Origin of the sequence: Streptomyces apocyni (assembly GCF_009739465.1) — a bacterium.
GTDB lineage: Bacteria > Actinomycetota > Actinomycetes > Streptomycetales > Streptomycetaceae > Streptomyces > Streptomyces apocyni.
Genome location: NZ_WHOM01000041.1, coordinates 24,608 through 41,021 on the forward strand (window position 1 = coordinate 24,608; position 16,414 = coordinate 41,021).

General features: G+C 70.2%; 14 protein-coding genes and 4 tRNA genes. 10 read left to right on the forward strand and 8 right to left on the reverse strand.

Going from position 1 to position 16,414, the window contains the following annotated elements; genetic code table 11:
* Window positions 1-29: 29 nt before the first annotated feature.
* Window positions 30-4,019, reverse strand: a complete 3,990-nt coding sequence (gene hrpA / locus GCN81_RS09030; RefSeq protein WP_156723494.1) for an ATP-dependent RNA helicase HrpA — start codon at window positions 4,017-4,019, stop codon at window positions 30-32.
* Between the two features lie 82 nt (window positions 4,020-4,101).
* Here hrpA and GCN81_RS09035 point away from each other — a divergent pair, with 82 nt between their 5' ends.
* The 4 genes from GCN81_RS09035 (at window position 4,102) to GCN81_RS09050 (ending at window position 6,995) form a co-directional block, all read left to right on the forward strand.
* Complete coding sequence (locus GCN81_RS09035) at window positions 4,102-4,599, forward strand: hypothetical protein (RefSeq protein ID WP_156723496.1); 498 nt, start codon at window positions 4,102-4,104, stop codon at window positions 4,597-4,599.
* A 51-nt stretch (window positions 4,600-4,650) separates the two neighbouring features.
* Window positions 4,651-5,268 (forward strand): hypothetical protein, encoded by a 618-nt coding sequence (locus GCN81_RS09040; RefSeq protein ID WP_231626549.1) that lies wholly within the window; start codon window positions 4,651-4,653, stop codon window positions 5,266-5,268.
* A gap of 87 nt (window positions 5,269-5,355) precedes the next feature.
* Entirely contained in the window at window positions 5,356-6,132 is a 777-nt protein-coding gene (locus GCN81_RS09045; protein ID WP_156723498.1) for a DsbA family protein, read from the forward strand.
* Entirely contained in the window at window positions 6,129-6,995 is an 867-nt protein-coding gene (locus tag GCN81_RS09050) for a cytochrome c biogenesis CcdA family protein (protein WP_156723500.1), read from the forward strand. Before GCN81_RS09045 ends, GCN81_RS09050 begins: the two co-directional genes overlap by 4 nt.
* 43 nt (window positions 6,996-7,038) lie before the next feature.
* On the opposite strand, the gene GCN81_RS09055 is transcribed toward GCN81_RS09050, so the two are convergent.
* The 6 genes from GCN81_RS09055 to GCN81_RS09080 all read right to left on the reverse strand — a co-directional run bounded on the left by GCN81_RS09055 (window position 7,039) and on the right by GCN81_RS09080 (window position 10,136).
* Window positions 7,039-7,115: transfer RNA gene (locus GCN81_RS09055), tRNA-Phe, on the reverse strand.
* A gap of 24 nt (window positions 7,116-7,139) precedes the next feature.
* Window positions 7,140-7,214: transfer RNA gene (locus tag GCN81_RS09060), tRNA-Asp, on the reverse strand.
* Between the two features lie 39 nt (window positions 7,215-7,253).
* A tRNA-Glu gene (locus tag GCN81_RS09065) sits at window positions 7,254-7,326 on the reverse strand.
* A gap of 80 nt (window positions 7,327-7,406) precedes the next feature.
* A complete protein-coding gene (locus GCN81_RS09070; protein ID WP_156723502.1) occupies window positions 7,407-9,044 on the reverse strand; it encodes a metallophosphoesterase family protein in 1,638 nt (545 codons plus the stop codon).
* Window positions 9,045-9,106: 62 nt separating this feature from the next.
* Window positions 9,107-9,457 (reverse strand): metallopeptidase family protein, encoded by a 351-nt coding sequence (locus GCN81_RS09075; RefSeq protein ID WP_156723504.1) that lies wholly within the window; start codon window positions 9,455-9,457, stop codon window positions 9,107-9,109.
* Window positions 9,458-9,500: 43 nt separating this feature from the next.
* On the reverse strand, window positions 9,501-10,136 hold the full coding sequence (locus tag GCN81_RS09080) for a hypothetical protein (protein ID WP_156723506.1): 636 nt from the start codon (window positions 10,134-10,136) through the stop codon (window positions 9,501-9,503).
* Between the two features lie 374 nt (window positions 10,137-10,510).
* On the opposite strand from GCN81_RS09080, the gene GCN81_RS09085 reads away from it, so the two are divergent.
* The 5 genes from GCN81_RS09085 (at window position 10,511) to GCN81_RS09105 (ending at window position 14,771) form a co-directional block, all read left to right on the forward strand.
* Window positions 10,511-12,823: a DEAD/DEAH box helicase gene (locus GCN81_RS09085; protein ID WP_156723508.1), complete on the forward strand. Its 2,313-nt coding sequence runs from the start codon at window positions 10,511-10,513 to the stop codon at window positions 12,821-12,823.
* Window positions 12,824-12,882: 59 nt separating this feature from the next.
* The gene (locus GCN81_RS09090) at window positions 12,883-13,395 is read left to right on the forward strand and encodes a hypothetical protein (protein WP_156723510.1); all 513 of its coding nucleotides are present in this window, start codon (window positions 12,883-12,885) and stop codon (window positions 13,393-13,395) included.
* 160 nt (window positions 13,396-13,555) lie between these two features.
* Window positions 13,556-13,628 (forward strand) — tRNA-Lys (locus GCN81_RS09095).
* A 200-nt stretch (window positions 13,629-13,828) separates the two neighbouring features.
* Window positions 13,829-14,305: a YxiG-like protein gene (locus GCN81_RS09100; protein ID WP_156723512.1), complete on the forward strand. Its 477-nt coding sequence runs from the start codon at window positions 13,829-13,831 to the stop codon at window positions 14,303-14,305.
* A gap of 4 nt (window positions 14,306-14,309) precedes the next feature.
* Window positions 14,310-14,771 (forward strand): hypothetical protein, encoded by a 462-nt coding sequence (locus GCN81_RS09105; protein WP_156723514.1) that lies wholly within the window; start codon window positions 14,310-14,312, stop codon window positions 14,769-14,771.
* 21 nt (window positions 14,772-14,792) lie between these two features.
* On the opposite strand, the gene GCN81_RS09110 is transcribed toward GCN81_RS09105, so the two are convergent.
* A complete protein-coding gene (locus tag GCN81_RS09110) occupies window positions 14,793-15,164 on the reverse strand; it encodes a hypothetical protein (protein ID WP_156723515.1) in 372 nt (123 codons plus the stop codon).
* A 306-nt stretch (window positions 15,165-15,470) separates the two neighbouring features.
* On the opposite strand from GCN81_RS09110, the gene GCN81_RS09115 reads away from it, so the two are divergent.
* A protein-coding gene (locus GCN81_RS09115) for an IS5 family transposase (protein ID WP_407697943.1) occupies window positions 15,471-16,414 on the forward strand; the annotation gives its coding sequence in 2 pieces (ribosomal slippage) (window positions 15,471-15,899 and window positions 15,902-16,414; 942 coding nt in all).

Genomic DNA, 16,414 nt, shown 5'->3' on the forward strand with positions numbered 1-16,414 from the left:
GCGTGACTACGGTCATCGCCGGATAGTCCCTACGGAGCCGCCGCGTCGATCGCCTTCACGATCCGCTTGTCCGAGACCGGGTACGCCGTGCCCAGCGCATGCGCGAAGTAGCTGACCCGGAGCTCCTCCAGCATCCAGCGGATGTCCAGGACCTCCCGCGGCACCGGACGCCCCTGTGGCAGCTGCTCCAGCAGCCAGGCGTATTCATCCGCCATCTCGTGGACCTTCGCCATCCGGGTGGTGTCCCGCTGGACGTTGGTCGGCATCTGCTGGAGCCGCCGGTCGGCCGCGATCAGATAGCGCATCAGGTCCGGCAGCCGCCGCAGTCCGGTCGCCGTGACAAACCCCGGCTTGACGAGCGCGTCCAGCTGGCCGCGTACGTCCGCGAGGTTGGGCAGCAGCGCGGGGCTCCGCGCCGCCTTCAGACGGCGCTCACAGGCAGACCAGGCGGCCAGCACCTGCTGTACCTGGCCGACCGCCTTCACGGTCACGTCGACGATGTCGGCGCGCACCCGGTCGAAGAGCTTGCGGTACGACTCCTCGTCCCAGGCGGGTCCGCCGTGGTCGGCGATCAGCCGGTCCGCCGCGGCCGTCGCGCAGTCCTCGAAGAGCGCCTGCACCGAGCCGTGCGGGTTCGCGGACAGGCTGATCTTCTGCTGGTTGCTGAGCTTCTCGGACGCGAACTTCGCCGGGTTCACCGGGATGTTCAGCAGGATCAGCTTCCGGGTGCCCCGCCACATCGCCTGCGCCTGCTCGGCCTCGGTGTCGAAGAGCCGTACGGAGACCGAGGCCCCGTCATCCACCAGCGCCGGGTACGCCTTCACCGGCTGCCCCGCCCGGCGCGTCTCGAACACCCGGCTGAGTGTGCCGATCGTCCAGTCCGTCAGCCCCGTACGCTCGATGGCCTCCCCGCCCGAGCGCTCGGCGGTGGCCGCGGCCGCCTGCGAGAGCGCCTGACGGGCCTTCGGCCTCAACTGGAGCCGTAGCGCCTCCAGATCCTTGTCCTCGGCGACCTTACGGCGACGCTCGTCGACGACCCGGAAGGTGATCTTGAGGTGATCCGGCACCCGGTCCAGGTCGAAGTCGTCGGCCGTCACCGCGACGCCGACCATCCCCTTCAACTCCCGGGCCAGCGTGACCGGCAGCGGCTCCCGCAGCGGCGTCGCCCGCTCCAGGAACGCCTTCGCGTAGTTCGGGGCCGGGACGTAGTGGCGCCGGATCGGCTTGGGCAGCGAGCGGATCAGCTCGGTGACCACGTCCTCACGCAGCCCCGGGATCTGCCAGTCGAAGCCCTCGTCCGTGACCTGGTTGAGCACCTGTAGCGGAATGTGGACGGTGACGCCGTCGGCGTCCGTGCCCGGCTCGAACTGGTAGGTGACCCGGAACTTCAGCGCGCCCTGCCGCCAGGAGTCCGGATAGTCCGCCTTCGTGACGGCCTCCGCGGACTCCCGGATGAGCATCGAGCGCTCGAAGTCCAGGAGTTCGGGCTCCTCCTTGCGTTTGTGCTTCCACCAGGAGTCGAAGTGCGCGCCGGACACGACATGGTCCGGGACCCGCTCGTCGTAGAAGTCGAAGAGCGTGTCGTCGTCGACCAGGATGTCCCGGCGGCGCGCCCGGTGCTCCAGCTCCTCAACCTCGGTCAGCAGCCTTCGGTTGTCCGCGAAGAACTTGTGGTGGGTACGCCAGTCGCCCTCCACCAGGGCGTTGCGAATGAACAGCTCGCGGGAGACCTCGGCGTCGATCCGGCCGTAGTTCACCTTCCGCTGGGCGACGATCGGGACGCCGTACAGCGTCACCTTCTCGTACGCCATCACGGCCGCCATGTCCTTTTCCCAGTGAGGTTCGGAGTACGTCCGCTTGATCAGGTGCTCTGCGAGCGGCTCGACCCACTCCGGCTCGATCTTCGCGTTCACCCGGGCCCACAGGCGGGACGTCTCGACCAGCTCGGCGGACATCAGGAAGCGCGGCGGCTTCTTGAAGAGCGCGGAACCCGGGAAGACGGCGAACTTGGCGCCACGGGCGCCCAGATAGTCGTTCCTGGCGCTGTCCTTCCGGCCGCCGCCGTCCTTCTTCGCGCCGTCGCTCTTCGCGCTCTCCTTCACGTCCTTCATGCCGATGTGGGAGAGCAGGCCGGACAGGAGGGAGATGTGGATCTGCTGCTCGGCGGCATCGTCCTCGTTCAGATGGATGCCCATCTGCTTGGCGACCGTACGCAACTGCGAGTAGATGTCCTGCCATTCGCGAATGCGCAGGAAATTCAGGTACTCGGCCTTGCACATCCGGCGGAACGACGACGAGCCGCGCTCCTTCTGCTGCTCGCGGACATACCGCCACAGATTCAGATAGGCCAGGAAGTCGGACGTCTCGTCCTTGAAGCGGGCGTGCTGCTGGTCGGCCTGGGCCTGCTTCTCGGACGGGCGCTCGCGCGGGTCCTGGATGGACAGCGCGGCGGCGATCACCATCACCTCGCGTACGCAGCCGTTCTTGTCGGCCTCGATGACCATGCGGGCCAGCCGGGGGTCGACCGGCAGCTGGGCGAGCTTGCGGCCCAGTTCGGTGAGGCGCTTGCGTACGTCCTTCTGGCTGGGGTCGAGCGCGCCCAGTTCCTGGAGGAGCTGGACACCGTCGCGGATGTTGCGGTGGTCCGGCGGATCGATGAAGGGGAACTTCTCGATATCGCCGAGCCCGGCCGCGGTCATCTGGAGGATGACACTCGCCAGGTTCGTACGGAGGATCTCGGCGTCCGTGAACTCCGGGCGGGCCTCGAAGTCGTCCTCCGAGTACAGCCGGATACAGATGCCGTCCGACGTACGGCCGCAGCGGCCCTTGCGCTGGTTGGCGCTGGCCTGGCTGACCGGCTCGATCGGCAGCCGCTGGACCTTGGTGCGGTGGCTGTAGCGGGAGATGCGGGCGGTGCCCGGATCGATGACGTACTTGATGCCGGGGACCGTCAGCGACGTCTCGGCGACGTTCGTCGCCAGAACGATCCTGCGGCCGCTGTGGCGCTGGAAGACACGGTGCTGCTCGGCGTGCGAGAGCCGGGCGTACAGCGGGAGGATCTCGGTGCTCTTGAGTCTTCGCTTGGTGAGGGCGTCCGCGGTGTCCCGGATCTCCCGCTCGCCGGACAGGAAGACCAGGATGTCGCCGGGGCCCTCGCCCTGGAGCTCGTCGACGGCCTCGCAGATCGCGGTGATCTGGTCGCGGTCCGACTCGTCGCTGTCCTCTTCGAGGAGCGGGCGGTAGCGCACCTCCACGGGGTACGTACGGCCGCTGACCTCCACGATCGGGGCGTCCCCGAAATGCCGCGAGAAGCGCTCCGGGTCGATGGTCGCCGAGGTGATGACGACCTTCAGGTCCGGGCGCTTGGGCAGCAGCTGGGCGAGATAGCCGAGCAGGAAGTCGATGTTCAGGGACCGCTCGTGCGCTTCGTCGATGATGATCGTGTCGTACGCGCGCAGCTCGCGGTCCGTCTGGATCTCGGCGAGCAGGATGCCGTCCGTCATCAGCTTGATGAACGTCGACTCCGCCTTTACCTGATCGGTGAAACGCACCTTCCAGCCGACCGCGTCACCGAGCGGGGTGTCCAGCTCCTCCGCGACGCGTTCGGCGACCGTACGGGCGGCGATCCGCCTCGGCTGCGTATGGCCGATCATGCCGCGGACGCCACGGCCCAGCTCCAGGCAGATCTTGGGGATCTGGGTGGTCTTGCCGGAGCCGGTCTCACCGGCGACGATCACGACCTGGTGGTCGCGGATTGCCGCCAGGATGTCGTCGCGCTTCTGGCTGACGGGGAGCTGCTCGGGATACGTGATGGCGGGCACCGCGGTGCGCCGGTCCCGTATCCGGGCAGCGGACTTCCCGGCCTCGGCCGCGATCTCGTCGAGCACGGCCTGGCGCGCCTCGGGCTTGCGGATGCGGCGGGCGCCCTCGAGGCGGCGACCCAGCCGGTGCGCGTCGCGGAGCGAGGCTTCGTCGATGAGGGCGAGCAGCTGCTGGAGGTCGGCGAAGGAAGTAGACATACGAATCCCAGGATCTCACCCGGTCCTGAGCCCTGGCGAACGCATTACCGTCCCCAGCACCCCCGTGGTGCACTATGGACGCATGCCCCGCCCCTGCCCCCGCCGCCGCGCCGCGCTGAACGCGCTGCTCAGCGTGCTGTTGGTGGCGCTTACGGCGGGGGCGTTCTGCGGGGTCGCGGGCGCGGGTTCTGGTGCGGGTTCTGGTCGGGCGGGCGCCGGTGGCACGGTGCGTGCCGCCCCTGCTGGGGCCGGTGAGGCCGAGACCTCGCGCGTCGCCGCTGCCAGGTCCGTAGGCGGCGACGTCGACGTCGTACGGGTTCTGGCTTCGGACCAGGGGCCAGGCTGCGGCCAGCGGGACGCGTACGAGCGGGACGGGCAGCCGGCCGCCCCGCCGCGCGGGGGCGCCGCGTACGAGTTGCTCACAGCGCTCGCCCACGCCCACGGCGCGTCGCCCACTTCCTCCAACGCCGACGTCGAGGCCCGGCTGGCCGACGGCGGCCGCCTTGGCGCGGCACCTGACCGCGGGCCGCCGCCACGCGACCCGCCCACCCCCGTCCAGCTCTCCGTCCTGCGCGTGTAGGCCGCCGCTCCAGGCCCGCCCACACCACGCCCAGGACAGGAGAACCCCGACGTGACCACCACCACCCCGCGCCGCCCACGCCGCGCGGGCCCCCTGCTGCGCGCCTGCGGCACGCGGCTACGGCTCGCGCCCCGCGCCCTCGCGGGCTGGCCGCCCGCCCGCTGGGCCATCGCGCTCGGCTCCGCCGTGGGCTGCGCGCTGCTGATCGGGTTGCCGACGGCGGTCGTCCCGAACCCCGTGTTCGGCCGCGAGATCCCACCCGAGCCGTGGAGCTACCCCGTACTGGCGGCCTCCGCGCTCCTCGCCGGGCTGCTCCTGGCCACGTACGTCAGGACCGGTACCCGTACGGGTCGTGCGGGCGGTACCGGTCGTACGGGCCGTGCGGGCGGTACCGGTCGTACGGGCCGTACGGGGGAGCGCGCGGCGGGCGTGTCCCGGCTCGGCTCGGTCGGCGGGGTGCTGTCCTTCCTCGCCGTGGGCTGCCCGGTCTGCAACAAGCTGGTGCTGCTCGCGCTCGGCACCTCGGGCGCGCTGAGCGTCTGGGCACCGCTGCAACCCGCGCTGGCCGCGGCCTCGCTGGCGCTGCTCGCGGTGGCGACCGTACAGCGGCTCGCGGGTGAGGTGGCGTGCCCGGCGGACGGGGTTGGCGCGGCCGTCGCGGCCCGCTGAGCCTCTTTCCTTTCTCTTCTTCGTTCTGTCTTCTCTTCTCGTTCTTCTCGTTCTTCTCGCATGACTTCCTTGGAGCACTGAACCGCTGTGTCCGTCACCCCTGCAAAGAACTCCGTCAAGAACTCCCGGCGCCGCGGCATCGCCATCGGCGCGGGCGTCCTCACCGCCGCCGTACTGCTCGGCGTCTTCTCGTACACCGCGACCAAGCCGGACGCCGCCTCGTCCGGCGCATCCGCCTCGTCCGGCGACAAGCCCGCCGCCGAGGTCTCGTCCGACCCGCGGAACAGCGGTGTCCACGAGCAGCTGCTGAAGCTGGCCAGGCGCGACACCAAGGACCCGCTCGCGCAGGGCCGGGCCGACGCGCCCGTCGTACTGATTGAGTACGCCGACTTCAAGTGCGGCTACTGCGGCAAGTTCGCCCGGGACACCGAACCCGCGCTGGTCAAGAAGTACGTCGACGACGGCACCCTGCGCATCGAGTGGCGCAACTTCCCGATCTTCGGCGCGGAGTCCGAGGGCGCGGCACGGGCCGCCTGGGCGGCCGGGCAGCAGGGCCGGTTCTGGGAGTTCCATGAGGCGGCGTTCGCGACGGGCGCCAAGGAGAAGGGCTTCGGCCCCGGACAGCTCGACGAACTGGCCCGTACGGCAGGAGTCAAGGACCTCGACCGGTTCCGGGCGGACCGGGAGTCCGACGCGGCGAAGAAGTCCGTCAACCAGGACCGCGAGGAGGCGTACCGACTCGGCGCCACCTCGACCCCGTCCTTCCTGGTCAACGGAAAGCCCCTGGCGGGCGCCCAGCCCGAGGAGACGTTCACGCAGGCCATCGAGGCGGCGAAGGACGCGGCGAAGGACGCGGCCAAGTGAGCGACATCGGCTACTTCGCCGCGTTCCTCGGCGGGTTGCTGGCGCTGCTCAGTCCGTGCAGCGCGCTGCTGCTCCCGGCGTTCTTCGCGTACTCGATCGACACCTCGTCGCGGCTGCTCGCCCGTACCGGCATCTTCTATCTGGGCCTTGCTACGACGCTGGTGCCGCTGGGCGCGGCAGGGTCGTACGCGAGTCGTTTCTTCTACGGCAACCGGGAGCTGCTGGTGCTCGCCGGGGGCTGGCTGATCATCGCGCTCGGGGTGCTGCAGATCCTCGGGATGGGCTTCGCCTCGCGCCGGATGGCCGAGCTGTCAGGCCGCATCCGCCCGACGACGGCGCTGTCCGTCTACGCGCTGGGCGCGGTGTACGGGCTGGCCGGGTTCTGTGCGGGGCCGATCCTCGGCAGCGTGCTGACGGTGGCCGCGATGGGTGGCAATCCGGGGTATGGCGGGGCGCTGCTCGCGGTGTACGCACTGGGGATGGCGGTGCCGCTGTTCGTGCTGGCGCTGGTGTGGGAGCGCTTCGATCTGGGGCGGCGGCGGTGGCTGCGGGGGCGGTCGCTGCGTCTGGGCGGCGGCCGTCTCACCCTGCATACGACATCGCTGTTGTCGGGGCTCTTCTTCGTGCTGCTGGGGGCGCTGTTCCTGGCGTACGACGGGACGACGGCGCTGCCGGGGCTGCTGGACGTGGACAACTCGTTCGCGGTCGAGCGCTGGGCGCGCGAGGTCGGGGACCGGGTCCCGGACGTGGTGCTGCTGGTGGGTGTGGTGGCGGCGGTGGGCCTGGGCTGGCTCGTACGCGCCCGCCGCGCCGCGAGGCTCGTACGCGCCCGTCGCGCCGAGAGCGCCGAGAGCCAGGGCTGAGAAACCGGAAAAGGCCCCGATCTCAGATCGGGGCCTTAGAGGGTGGTGGCTGGGGCCGGGATCGAACCGGCGACCTATCGCTTTTCAGGCGATCGCTCGTACCAACTGAGCTACCCAGCCACGCGATCCGGCGAGAGATCGCAGCGGTCCTGACGGGATTTGAACCCGCGGCCTCCACCTTGACAGGGTGGCGAGCACTCCAAACTGCTCCACAGGACCTTGCGCGTGTGCGGGACTAGTCTCGCACACGATGTAGCGTGCCCCCAACGGGATTCGAACCCGTGCTACCGCCTTGAAAGGGCGGCGTCCTGGGCCACTAGACGATGAGGGCTAAGGGCCCGCCTGGGCGCTTTGCAGCGCGTCGGGGACGTGAGAAGCATACGGGGTGCGGGGAGCGATCGCCAAAACGGTTTACGGCGGGTTCGGCGAGGACGCATCCAGCGGGCTTGATGGCGGGCTCGGGGATGGGCTTGGGGATGGGCTTGGGGATGGGCTCGGTGACGGGGTCGACGACGGGCTCGGGGATGGACTCGGGGATGGGGTCGCGCCGGGCTGGTTCTCCTTCGGTAGATGGCGGCTGACCTCGGCCGTCGTCAGCCCGAGACCGCCCAACTTGATCTCGTCCCAGGCCTGTAGCCGCTTGCTGTCCCGGTCTAGATAGAGCACGGACGCCGTGATCGGCGCGGGGCTATCGCCCTCGATCGCGCGCAGCCCGCCGCCGCCCGTCGAGCCCTCCATCCGGAGCCGGGTGCCGTTCTCCAGCACCTCCATCTTCTGGTGGTGCAGATGGCCGGTCAGGGCCAGCGGCACCGCGCCGTCCGTGCCGCGCGCCGCCACTGGGTTGTGGGCGGCGGCGATGTCGACCGGGGTGCCCTTCTCGCGCTCGGCCCTGAGCGATGCGGCCAGCCGCATCCCGGCCAGCTCCTGGACCGCCTTGCCCCGGTCGATGGCCGTACGGTCCGGGGTGAACGCGGGGTCGCCGATTCCGGCGAAGCGCAGCCCCGCGACGTTCACCGGGCGCCCGTCGTCCAGGACGTGGACGTTCTCCATCTTCTGGAGGTAGCGCTGGGTGGTCACCGAGTCGTGGTTGCCACGCACCCAGACGTACGGGGCGCCGAGGTGCTGGATCGGGTCGAGGAAGCTGTTCTCGGCCCCGCTGCCGTGGTCCATGGTGTCGCCGGTGTCGATGATGACGTCGATCTCGTACTGCTCGACCAGCGAGTCGATGATGTGCCAGCTCGCCGGGTTGAGGTGGATGTCGGAGACGTGCAGGACCCGGACGGTGGAGGGGTCGGGTTCGTAGATGGGGAGGGTGGAGGCGGCGTCGTACAGCTTGGTCACGTTGGTGACCAGGCGGGCCAGCTCCTTCTGGTAGACGTCGAACTCGCTGACGATGCTGCGGGCGTCGCCCACCAGGGACGGCGCGGAGGAGAGCAGGCCGGAGAACCTGGGCTCCAGTACGGACTTGGGGTTCCAGGTGGCGTACGCGCTGATGCCGGACGCGGTGAGCAGGGCGAGGGCCAGGCCGCCCGCGGCGAGCGCGCGGCGCGGGCGGCGGTAGACGGCCAGGCCCAGCGCGGTGGCGCCGCTGACGACGGCGACGCAGGAGCGCAGCGCCACGTCGAGGGTGCCGTCCTGGACGTCGGACGCGACCTCCTCCTGGAGGCCGGTGAGCCGCGCGGGATCGTCGACGAGGTACTGGGAGCGCTCGGGGTCGAGTCGGTCCACGTCCACGTCGAGCCGGATGGGTGCGAGGTGGCTGTCCAGCCGCAGGTCGCCGAGCGGGGCGACGTTGATCTTCGTACCGCCGGAGAGTGACGGGCGGAGCGTCATCGTGGTGTCCATCGGGCCGACGGGGGCGCGCACGCTGCCCACGATCAGCAGGCCGAGCCAGGCGCCGAGCACGACGACGGCGACCAGGCCGAAGGAGCGTGCCCAGGGGTGCGGGGGGTGCACGAGGGCGCTGACAGGGTGTGCGCGCCGCGCGCCGTAGCGGTGGCGGAGCCTGTCCACGATCTGCTGCGCGGCGGCAGCGGGGCCTCGTGTCATTGGTTCCGGTATGCCCGTACGGGGGTGTGGCTATGCCGCGCGTGCCCCCCGGGGGGCTGGGGTCAGCCCCAGCCCAGTTCGTGCAGCCGCTCGTCCTCGATGCCGAAGTGGTGGGCGATTTCGTGGACGACGGTCACGGCCACTTCGTGGACGACGTCCTGCGCGGTGGCGCAGTAGCGCAGGGTGGGGCCCATGTAGATCGAGATCCGGTCCGGCAGTACGCCGGCGTACCACTCGCCGCGTTCGGTGAGTGGAGTCCCTTCGTACAGGCCGAGTAGTTCGGGGTCGGACGGGTCCGGTTCGTCCTCCACGAACACGGCCACGTTGTCCATGACCCGCGCCAGTTCGGGCGGGATCTGGTCGAGGGCCTCGCTCACCAGCTCTTCGAACGCATCGCGTGTCATTTCCAGCACCTGGCCATTGTCCGTGACGATCGTCCGTTTGCCTTCCGTGTCTTTAGCCGGGCGGCGGGAGTTGGGCAGGGGGACCCGTCGCCGCACCCCGGAGGTGCCCGCCCGTGCGCCCCTTGTCCGTACCACCGCTGAGACCGTACGCCGCTGTCCGGCTGGCCGCCGGGCTGCTCGCGGTCGCCGCGACCGCTGGCTGTATGAGCGTGGGCGCCGAGGAGGGCGCGCCATCGCCGAAGCGCTCTACCGGGGGTGGTGGCGAGGCGACGCCGGAGGGCGATACGGCGGTGGGCGGCGGCGACGGCTCGCCGCGCTGGGCCGGGGTGCAGGGCCCGGCGTGGCCCGGGAAGCGGGGATCTGGCGACTCGGAGGATGAGGCGGCGGACGGCTCGGAGGGGAAGGCGGGTTCGAAGAAGGGAGCGGGGGCGAAGGACGGGAAGGGGAAGGGCCCTGAGGACGGGGGGGATTCGGGTTCGAGTTCGAGTTCGGGTTCTGGCAAGGGTTCGGGGTCGGGGTCGGAGTCCGGTGCGCCGGAGCCGTCGGCTTCGGGCAAGGAGCCGCCCGCGCCGGGGGACGACCCGAAGCCGGGCGAGCCGTCGCCGGACCCGAGCGCCACGCGCGAGTCCCCGACGCCCCGGCCGTCCTCCTCGCCGACGCCCGACCCGGAGCCGACCCCGAGCGACACGCCGGAGCCGACGCCGGCCGAGCCTTCCGATTCGGCGGCGCGGGCAGTGCGGGCGCAGTCGGCCCAGGAGCCACAGGGGGAGTGGGAGGACGGGCCGCAGCCGTCACCGCAGGCGGAGCCGTCGTGAGGGGGGCGTCCCGAATCGTCGCAGGTCAGAGGCGAATTCGGGAGTTGGTTTGCCAGGCGAGGTGAAGGGTGCGTACAGTAGTAGATCGTTTGATCCCATTTGCCCGGCGCCGTCAGTGACAACTGAGGCGGTTGCCGCGTGGCGCGTACTCTCCCTTGCCGTGGCTGGACCGCATTGAGGCGGTCGATTTGCGAACTTCACGGAGTTATGGGCGCGTGCCGAGACTCCGGAAGGTTTCGCATTTCGCATGTCCAATTTCAGCTCTGACCACGCCGTCATGCCCGAGAACGACTCGGCTATCGAGGCCGTAGCGACGCTCGAGACGGTTGCCGTCACCGAGGAGACCACCAAGGTCTCCGAGTCCACCACCCCCGAGGCTGACGCGGCCCCCGAGGCCGACGCCTCCGACGCCTCCGAGGCCGCCCCCAAGACCCCCGAGCTCACCTTCACCGACCTCGGCCTGCCCGAGGGTGTCGTCCGCAAGCTCACCCAGAACGGCGTCACCGCCCCCTTCCCGATCCAGGCCGCGACCATCCCGGACGCCCTGGCCGGCAAGGACATCCTGGGCCGTGGCCGTACCGGCTCCGGCAAGACCCTTTCCTTCGGTCTGCCGACCCTGGCCTCGCTGGCCGGCGGCCACACCGAGAAGAAGAAGCCCCGCGCCGTCATCCTCACCCCGACCCGTGAACTCGCGATGCAGGTCGCGGACGCGCTCCAGCCGTACGGTGACGTACTCGGCCTGAAGATGAAGGTCGTCTGCGGCGGTACGTCGATGGGCAACCAGATCTACGCCCTCGAGCGCGGCGTCGACGTCCTCGTCGCCACCCCCGGCCGCCTGCGGGACATCATCAACCGCGGCGCCTGCTCGCTGGAGAACGTCCAGATCGCGGTCCTCGACGAGGCCGACCAGATGTCCGACCTGGGCTTCCTGCCCGAGGTCACCGAGCTGCTCGACCAGATCCCCGGCGGCGGCCAGCGGATGCTGTTCTCCGCCACGATGGAGAACGAGATCTCCACGCTGGTCAAGCGCTACCTGAACAAGCCGGTGACGCACGAGGTGGACGCCGCCCAGGGCGCCGTCACCACGATGACCCACCACATCCTGATCGTGAAGCCGCGCGACAAGGCGCCGGTCACGGCCGCCATCGCCGCCCGTAAGGGCCGCACGATCATCTTCGTCCGCACCCAGCTGGGCGCCGACCGCATCGCCGAGCAGCTGCGCGAGTCCGGCGTCCGCGCCGACGCGCTGCACGGCGGCATGACGCAGGGCGCGCGTACCCGCACCCTCGCGGACTTCAAGGACGGCTACGTCAACGCGCTGGTCGCCACCGACGTCGCCGCCCGCGGTATCCACGTCGACGGCATCGACCTGGTCCTGAACGTGGACCCGGCCGGTGACCACAAGGACTACCTGCACCGCTCGGGCCGTACGGCGCGCGCGGGCCGCTCCGGCACGGTCGTCTCCCTCTCCCTGCCGCACCAGCGCCGTCAGATCTTCCGCCTCATGGAGGACGCGGGCGTGGACGCCACCCGCCACATGGTGGGCGGCGGTGGCGCCTTCGACCCCGAGGTCGCCGAGATCACCGGCGCCCGGTCGCTGACCGAGGTCCAGGCCGACTCCGCGGACAACGCCGCGAAGCAGGCCGAGCGCGATGTCGCGGGCCTGACCAAGGAGCTGGAGCGCGCGCAGCGCCGCGCGACCGAACTCCGCGAGGAGGCCGACCGGCTGACGGCGCGTGCGGCGCGTGAGCGTGGCGAGGACCCGGAGGCGGCCATCGCGGCCGCCGCGGCGACCGCCGCCGAGCCGGTGGCCGGCGCCGAGGCCGAGGCCCCGGTGTCCGTACCGGACCAGCCGCGCGAGTCCCGTGACGCCCGTGACTCCCGTGACGAGCGCCCGTCGTACGAGCGCCGCGAGCGCCGTGACGACCGCGGCAACTTCGCCCCCCGCCGTGATGACCGCCGTGACAACGACCGTGGCGGCTTCCGCCGCGACGACCGTGACGACCGTGGCGGCTTCCGTGGCGGCCGCGACAACGACCGTGGTGGCTTCCGCCGTGACGACCGTGGCGGCAGCGACCGTGGCGGCTTCCGTGGCAGCCGTGACAACGACCGTGGTGGCTTCCGCCGCGACGACCGCCCCGCCCGCGACAACGACCGCGGCGGCTTCCGTGGCGCCCGTGACGAGCGCGGCGGCGGTGACCGTGGCGGCTTCCGCCGTGACGACCGTGGCGGGAACGACCGTGGCGGCTTCAACCGCGGTGGCGGCGGCGACCGCCCCTTCAACCGCCCCGCCCGCGACAACGACCGCGGCGGCTTCCGTGGCGGCCGTGACGAGCGTGGCGGCAGCGCCGGTGGCGGCTTCCGTCGCGACGACCGTGGCGGGAACGACCGTGGCGGCTTCAACCGCGAGCACCGTGGCGCGGGCGACCGCCCCGTCAACCGCGACCACCGCGGCGCAGGCGACCGCCCCTTCGGTCGCCGTGACGACCGTCGCGACGACCGCAGCGGCAGCGCCTTCGGCCGCCGCGACGAGAAGCCGCGCTGGAAGCGCAACGGCTGACACATAGCCAGCACCGGCTGACACCCAGCCAGCTGACCTGCACAAGCGGGCCCGTCCTGATGGACGGGCCCGCTTGTCGTTTCTCGCTAACCGGCCACCGCCTGGAACTCGACGAGGCCACGGACGGCGTCAACCCGGAACACGGCGGTGGCCAGGACCTCACACTGGGCGGCGATGCCTCGATCTCCGATGACTGGCCGCTGATCGGTCGTGGCCACCTGCGGCTCGACGGTGACGGGGACCACGCCTCCACCCAGAATCCGGTCACCGCTACTGACGGCAGCTTCTCGTTGACGGCCCGCGTACGGCTGGACGAAGACTCACCCACCCGGGACATGGCGGTCCTCACGCTGCCTGGCGAGCATCGCAACGCCGTTTTCGTCCGCTACTCGGCCGAGACGTACAGCTGGGAACTGGCCATGTCCCACGGGGACACCGAAGAAGCGGAGCTGACCACCGTCCCGCTTCAGCGCCGGATACCCCATGGATACGGGCCAGCACCTCGCGGTCGTCTACGACGCGGCCAAGGGTTGGCAGGGCGCTCACCACGGACGGCTGGGGCGAGTACCTGAAGGGCGCCGTCGATGAGATCGGCGTCTACACCGGAGCGCTCACCGAAGCGGAGATCGCCCAGCTGGCCGCGGACTGGTGGCCGGACTTCTAGCCGCGATCACTGGCGTCCGCCATATGCCTTCGAAGCCTGGCCCTTATGGGGGCTATGCTTCAGGGCGCGGGCCGTTAGCTCAATTGGCAGAGCAGTGGACTTTTAATCCATTGGTTGTGGGTTCGAGTCCCACACGGCCTACCGTGAGCAGGGAGGGTAAACCCCCTTTGACCTGCTACACAGCGTCCGGGTCCGCTTGGCGGGCTCGGACGCTGTCGCGTTTTGGGCCCGTGCGTGAGCGGACGACCCCACAGGCGGCCGTGCGTGAGCGGACTGGCCACCATGAAGCAGCACGACAGCCCGAGCCCGAAGCTGTCGCCCGCATGCGATAGAACAGCTGAGTGGACACGGTGGCCCTGCAGCAGTCGCTGGACGAGATCTTCGACCAGGCCCTCGTGTACCACGGCTACACGGACTACATGCGCGATTACGAGCTCATCGTCTGCGCGACTGCCGACCCCCGCACCGGCGTTGAGTCGGCCTTTCTGCGCGGCCTCTTCCAGTGCTGTGTCGAAGCCCGGTGCACGTCATCTGTTTCGGCTGAGACCTGGCGGGCATCCTTGGACGACCGCCTCATCGACCACGAGACGGGCAAGGATCTCGAAGGGTTCCTCTGGGGCGTCAAGTGGCATAGCCTCTACCCGGGCGCGAAGCTTCTCCCCGAGTCGGAAGCCGCCCGACGCTGGCAGCGAGCGATCGGCATCGATGTTCACGACGTCACGATCGAGACCAAGGCACACCACTTCCGGCTGATCTTCTCCGACCTCCAGGTCGCCGGGGTCCCCGCCGGATACACACCCGTCAGAGCACATTGCTGAGGACATGGAGCGCTGCACACTGCCCCGAGGGGCGACCGGCTTCTTCCGGCCGAAGGACGGTCCGCTTCCCGAGACCGATCTGCGGGTGTTCCGCGCCGCGTTGTACGCCGCCGCCAGAGCCGCTGGCGGCCGGGTGGAGGTGGTGCGTGAGCGGGCGTATCCCCGCACGTTCCACACGGCGGTGGTTTCGGACGCTACAGGCGAGCACGTCATCCTCTGCCATGCTCACCACCCCTGGATCGCGTTCGCCGATGAGCTCCGGGACTGGTACCGCGACGAGTTCGCCGAGCCGACGGCCTGGGCGGAGGCATTCGGCGACGCGGGCTTCACGGTGCTCAGCCGGGAACGTCTGATGACGCCTCTCCGCGGAGTGGACACCACGACGCTCACCAGAGGCGAATGGCGAGAAGTCCGCTTCTACGACGTCGACGTGCTGGGAGGTGTGCTCTTCAACGCCTGGGACTGAGAGCCGTCGCCGTGACGGGACTCAACCCGCGAGGTCGAATTGGCGAAGCCATTCTGGGTCCCCGTTGCCGACTGTGGCGACCAAGGCACCAGCGAGCATGAGCATGTAGAGGACGAAGGTGACGGGGTTTTCCCCGTAGTGCTCGGTGGCCTCGCTGACGGTCACAGAGGGGGCGCCTGGGTGTCCGATGACGGATGCGGCGTAGAGGAGGTCGCCATGCTGAATGTCGAGCGTGTCGGAGATCCACTGCACGGCGTCCCGCGCCTGCTCCTCGGTGATCTGCTCACGAGCCGCGACCAGCCAGCCCATGAGGGTGCCCCAGACCGCCACAGGATCGGGCGCACTCTCACCCTTGAGGAATGAGCCTCCGGGCCCCTTGCTCGGGTTTTCCATCCACGTCGCGATGTCGGAGCGCAGAAGCTTGGCGGTGCGCGCACGGGAGATCTCGGACAGGTCTGGTGCGGCCTGACGGTTCCCAGGTCCGGAACGGGCTCGACGGCGTTGGCTGTTTCGTCCCACAGGCAGAGCCTCCCACGCCGCCTGGTGTTGCGGGGCGGTTCCGAACAATCCCAGCACACTATGCCTGGCCTTCTTCGCCTCAGGGGCGGGGAAGGCCAGGCATCAGCTCGCCGCTAGGCCGTTTCTGATGGTTGTTGGTGGGCTGGGTGGATCTCGTAGTTGTCCGGGCAGGACGCCCGTATGGTGCGGCGACACGAGCTCACGGACGCGCAGTGGCGGAAGATCGAACCTCTCCTGCCCGGTAACGGCAAGCCGGGCGGGCAGTGGGCGGATCACCGCAAGGTGATCAACGGGGTGTTGTTCCGGGCCCGGACCGGGGTGCCCTGGCCTGACCTGCCAGAACGGTACGGCCCCTGGCAGACCGTCTATGAGCGTCATCGTCGCTGGTCGGCCGACGGCACCTGGAAGGCTGTCCTGCGCGAGTTACAGATCGAGGCGGACGCCGCAGACCCGGACGGGGCGCTTGCCCGCAAGGCGGACCGGCGGGAATGGGCCGTGAACATCGACTCGACGTCCTGCCGGGCGCATCAGCACGCGGCCGGGGCGCCTCGCAAGCCCCCGGCCGACTACCCGCAAAAGGGGGCGGGACCCGTGAGGAAGCGGATGGGCGCGAGGCGTTGGGGCGCTCACGGGGCGGGCTGACCAGCAAGGTTCATCTGCTGTCCGACGACCGGGCCCGCCCGCTGCACTGGCTGACCTCGCCCGGTCAGCGAGGTGACAGCCCGATGTTCGCCCCGGTGCTGGACGGCTTGCGCATCCGGCGCCGCGGCACGGGCCGACCACGCAGCCGACCGGACCGGGTGCGCGGCGACAAGGCGTACTCCAGCCGGGACAACCGCGCCTACCTGCGGCGGCGCGGGATCAAGGCCACCATCGCTCAGCCCGATGACCAGCGGGCCCACCGCAAGCACCGGGGACAGGCCGGTGGCCGGCCCCCGGCCTTCGACAAAGCCCAGTACCGCCGTCGCAACGCGGTCGAGCGGTGCGTGAACAAGTGGAAGCAGTTCCGCGCGGTGGCCACCCGCTACGACAAACGCGACTACATCTTCAACGGCACCCTGACCGTCACCGCCATCGTCATCTGGCTCCGCGACACCGTCCAAGAGCCACCAGAAGCCCCCTAG